The 4658-nt window shown below is 36.5% G+C and carries 6 protein-coding genes; 4 read left to right on the forward strand and 2 right to left on the reverse strand.

Annotated features, from left to right (window positions below; genetic code table 11):
- Positions 1–4: 4 nt before the first annotated feature.
- Together JHC30_05815 and JHC30_05820 are read right to left on the reverse strand one after the other, a co-directional pair.
- Positions 5–1219: a glycosyltransferase family 2 protein gene (locus tag JHC30_05815; protein MCI4463666.1), complete on the reverse strand. Its 1215-nt coding sequence runs from the start codon at positions 1217–1219 to the stop codon at positions 5–7.
- A gap of 5 nt (positions 1220–1224) precedes the next feature.
- Positions 1225–2004, reverse strand: coding sequence for a hypothetical protein (locus JHC30_05820; GenBank protein ID MCI4463667.1), 780 nt, complete (start codon positions 2002–2004; stop codon positions 1225–1227).
- A gap of 158 nt (positions 2005–2162) precedes the next feature.
- On the opposite strand from JHC30_05820, the gene JHC30_05825 reads away from it, so the two are divergent.
- The 4 genes from JHC30_05825 to JHC30_05840 all read left to right on the forward strand — a co-directional run.
- Positions 2163–3281, forward strand: coding sequence for an acyl-CoA dehydrogenase family protein (locus tag JHC30_05825; protein MCI4463668.1), 1119 nt, complete (start codon positions 2163–2165; stop codon positions 3279–3281).
- A 4-nt stretch (positions 3282–3285) separates the two neighbouring features.
- Entirely contained in the window at positions 3286–3882 is a 597-nt protein-coding gene (locus tag JHC30_05830) for a deoxynucleoside kinase (GenBank protein MCI4463669.1), read from the forward strand.
- A gap of 3 nt (positions 3883–3885) precedes the next feature.
- Positions 3886–4092, forward strand: a complete 207-nt coding sequence (locus tag JHC30_05835) for a type II toxin-antitoxin system Phd/YefM family antitoxin (protein ID MCI4463670.1) — start codon at positions 3886–3888, stop codon at positions 4090–4092.
- Positions 4082–4658 (forward strand): NTP transferase domain-containing protein (locus tag JHC30_05840; protein MCI4463671.1); only part of this gene is annotated, 577 nt, incomplete at its 3' end. The genes JHC30_05835 and JHC30_05840, both read left to right, overlap by 11 nt.

A 4658-nucleotide genomic window follows, 5' to 3' on the forward strand; every position in this document is an offset into this window, starting at 1 on the left:
TTTTTTAAAATCTCGGTGTTTTGTCCCAGACGATTTCTTTACTCTGATTTTTTAATCGCAAGAAGTAACTTCTTAATGTAAGCAAAATCCAGAGTTGGGCGTAAGTGAAGTACATAAGAAAAGCAAAAAGTGCATTTTTAAAACTTATTTCGTTATCTATTACTTCTGCTGCAATAATCTCTGAGGTGTAAATCCATAGGGTTTCAAACCAGAGAAGAAGTAGAGGTATTGTATAAGGTATTGTAAGCCTGTTCAAAAGACCCATAACAAACCAGACATCAGATGCGATAACAAATAATACAAATACATAGTATACAGAAACAAGTTGAAGATTGTTTAGGAAATTCCTTCCGCCGCGTAATTCTCTATCTCTAAATAGTTTTGAAATAAGATAAAGATTTCCTAAAAGCCAGCGCGTTCTCTGTTTCCAGAATGTGCTAAAAGTCTCAGGCTCTTGTTCCCATGTCCTTGAATCGTCAACAACAGGAATTTCATATCCCTTTGAGTATATTCTTGCGGTCAGTTCTGCATCTTCTGCAAGTGCATATACATCCCAACCATTAACTTCTTCGAGGACTTTTCTTCTTAGCACAAAATTTGTTCCGGTAAGAGTGCCAAATCTAAAAAGTTGCCATCTTCCACACTGCATAACAAGTTGAAATAGCATAAACTCAAGACCAATCATTCTTGTAAGATTGTTTTTATACATATTTTTGGTCTTGACATATCCTACTGCACCTGCGTATTTTGGATTTTCCTCCATAGCCTCAACAAGTAATTTTATGGAGTCCTTTTCTGGTTCATTATCTGCATCAAAAACAACAACAGCAGCGCCCTTGGATATTGTGAGTCCGTAATTTAAGACCCTTGACTTCCCTTTCGGGTTTCCTTCGGGGACTCTTATATGTTTGAAATTTTTGAACTTTCTTTCGAAGAAGTCCGCAATTTCCACCGTATTATCAGTTGAATTATCGTTGAGGATGTAAAAGGTAATTTCGCCTGGGTATTCAATCTTCGCCATAGCGTTAAGGGTGTCAAAAAGCACTTTTCCTTCGTTCTTACATGGTATTAAAACATCTACTGACGGGTAACGCTCAAGGGGCTTTTTGTTTTTCTTTCTTGTCCTGAAAATTAGTCCTGCGACAGATAAAACTGCATAATACAGAATGAGGATCCAGAACAATATAGATACAGCGATTACAAGTTTCGGTAAAGTCATATCTATCACACTCCTAAAAACTTTTGGAAGTCTTCGAATGTGCCATCAAATTCATCTATACTAATTTCAAATTGATTCAAAAATTCCTCAAGATTTACTCTGGAGACATCAAGCACTGCGTTTTTTATTCGTTCAAAAGCCTTGAGTGCCCCATTTTTATCCGTGTTCTGCAAAAGAATTGCAATAGTATCCTGACTTACAAGTCCTGCTGCGTCAAAATTACTCCTTATAGTTTTTGATATGCTTTTGCCTAAGATTTCGGTAAAACTATCGGCTATTTTTCCTTCATGTGGCTTGAGTTTGAATACAATCACACCAAGTTTTTCTTTCCTTCTCAGGGCTGAACTAATCAAAGTTCTTGCAAAGTCAAGAAACTCTTCTTTTGTGTAGATTTTCAGGTCTCCTACAAATTTTTCAAGTTCTCTTACTCTTCTTTTGAGTGCCTCATTTTCTTCAATAATTCTTTTAAAATAAATTGATTGAATCCATACAATAACAGATATCAAAATGAGTACAGTTTGGATTATGATGATATTCACCTGGTTTACATTTGCCTTGCCCCACACTGTAATTACAAAAAAGAATCCGATTGCAAGCGTTCCTGCAATGAGATATACAAAACTTCTTAAATGCTCCTCAAGATAGGTTAGTAACAGAAGTAGCAACACAAAAACAACAAAAAGTGGTTTTAGGTTAGTCGGCACATAGATAATAAAGCCGTACATAAAAATAAGCATCAGTAGTGGCAAAATGCCAAAATTGAGATAAACTAAAAATTTCTTCATACTTTTCCCTCCTTTAAATTTCCTAAGTTTTACTTAGAAAATACATTATACTCCAAAATTGATTTTTTCAAAATAGAGTTTGTGAGGAATTTTTGAAGTTTTTCTTTTTTCGGAATTCTATATAATTTGTAAAGAGAAACTTAAGGATGGGTGAAACTGTGAAAAAGATAGAGGAAGTTACAAAGGAAGTTTGCGAAAGTTTGATAAAGCCGAAAGAGAAGGATATCGAGGAAAAAGGGCTTTATATTGAGGAGACCCTCCATAAACTTGGCGAACTTGGATTTTTTTCTGTAAGTTTTCCAAAAGAGTTTGGGGGTGTTGGGCTTTCCTTTGAAGAAAGTGTTAAGGCATCAATTATCTTATCAACATACACAAGCACGATTTCTATGATTATTGGTGCGCACCAACTTGCAAGTTTATCTATCTTTCTTTTTGGAAGCGACTATTTAAAGCAAAAGTATCTTACGCAACTTAATAAGGGGAAGCTTATTGGTGCTTTTTCACTTACCGAACCTTATGCTGGCTCTGACCCTTCTTCAATTAAAACAACTGCTACACTTAAGGGAGATTATTATGTCCTTAACGGCACCAAGGCGTTTGTTACAAATGCAGGTTTAGCAGACATCTATGTGATTTTTGCAAAAACGAACCCTGAAAGTGGCGCAAGAGGTATTTCAGCATTTGTGGTTGAAGGAAAAAGCGAAGGTCTTGCGGTGGGGCACAAGGAAGAAAAAATGGCATTGCCATACCTTCCTAACGCAACAGTGACGCTAAAGGATGTTTTGGTGCCAAAGGAAAACCTTATAGGTCGTGCAAATCTTGGCTTTATAGTTGCTATGAAGACACTTGAACTTGGAAGAATTTTAACTGCGGCAGGCGCAGTGGGGCTTATGGAAAGAGCACTTAATGAATCGATAAGATACGCAAAGGAGCGTATTCAAGGAGGGCTTCCAATTGCAAACTATGAGATAATCCAAGCGTATCTTGCAGAAATGAAAACCCTTCTTGAGACTTCACGCGAAATTGTTCTAACTTCTGCAAGAAAAAAAGATTTGAATTCTCCTGATTTGGGACTTTACTCATCCATTGCAAAATACTATGCAACAAAGTCTGCAGTTGATGTAACACGCCTTGCAACGCAAATTTTCGGTGGTTATGGCTATGTAAAGGGATACACTGTCGAGAGGCTCTATCGCGAAGCAAAGATGTATGAGATTGTTGAAGGCACAAATGAAATTCAAAAACTAATAATTGCAAATCAAATATTAAAGGGGTGAAACTATGTACATTGTAATTTCTGGAAACATCGGTGCAGGTAAAACATCTTTAGCGCAAATCATTTCGGAGGACATGGGGTTTTCGGTTTATTTTGAAGACTTCCACTCGAACCTTTTCCTTAAGGACTACTATCAGGACATGAAAAGGTGGGCTTTTGCAACACAGATTAACTTCCTTGCGCTTCGTTACGAGCAGATTGTCCACCATATGCTTCTATCAAAAATTCCTGCTGTACTTGATAGGTCTATCTACGAGGACAGAGAGGTTTTTGCAAAGTCGCTTTACGAGGAAGGACTTATGACAAAAGAGGAGTGGACTGTTTACGACAAACTTTATAACCTTATGGTTACACACCTTCCAACGCCCAATCTTCTTATTTACCTTGAAAAAAGTGTGGATGAACTTTTGAGGAACATTGCAAAGCGTGGGCGTGATTTTGAAAAAATTCCAAGAGAATACCTCGAAAGCCTTGATAAAAGATATAAAGATTTTTATGCAAACTGGCATTTCCCGAAGATTAAGATAACAAATGACATCTATGATAATAGAAAAGAGATTATAGAGCGTATTAAAAATGCACTTTATAATGCGGTGTATTAATTTATGCTGAGATCAATTTCTGCTTCCAATTTGAAAAGGGATTTACTCAAGGTGCTTGATAATGTCGAAAAGGGCGATGCATTCGCGGTTATAAGGAAGGGGAAAATAGTTTCTGTCCTTATCGATTACGAAACTTTTGAAGCGATGAGAGAAGCTTACGAAATATTAGGGAACAAAGAACTTTTAAAGAAATTCCTCGATGAAGGTTAACTTAGGAAAGCATTTTGAGGTAGAGTATAAAGGAAACAAGAAAATTTTTCGAAAAGACGGCAAAATTTTTTATGAATATACGTTTCCCTTTATAAGAGAAACTTGCTCGTTTATAATACTTTTCTCCAGGAATTTTGATATAGAGAAAATAAAAGGCATCGTTAATTCAATAGAAAAATTACGAATGGATTTTGATACAGACATAATTTTTGTTGTCGGTAGCAATAGCGATGAACTTGCGCTTTCAGGAGCCTTTAAAGAGAAGTTTTATAAGTGTGTTGTCTCCGAAAAAGTCGATGCCCCAATATTCTCTTCATTTAAAAGTGGCTTGAGGCACGTCTTTAGTAACTCTATTGGTGCAGTCCTTATTCTTGGAAGTCGTGCTTTACCCGAAGAGGAGACACTTAGAAAAATTGTTGGGACTCTTAAGACAGGCGCAAGCATAGTTGTTCCAGTAAAGGATGGTAAAAGAACACACCCTGTTGCCTTTAACAGGAATTTTTTTGATAAACTTCTTTCTATTCGAAAAGAAAAGGGCATCCCGTATATCCTCAAGAATTACGAGA

The organism is Caldisericum sp. (assembly GCA_022759145.1).
Classification (GTDB): domain Bacteria; phylum Caldisericota; class Caldisericia; order Caldisericales; family Caldisericaceae; genus Caldisericum.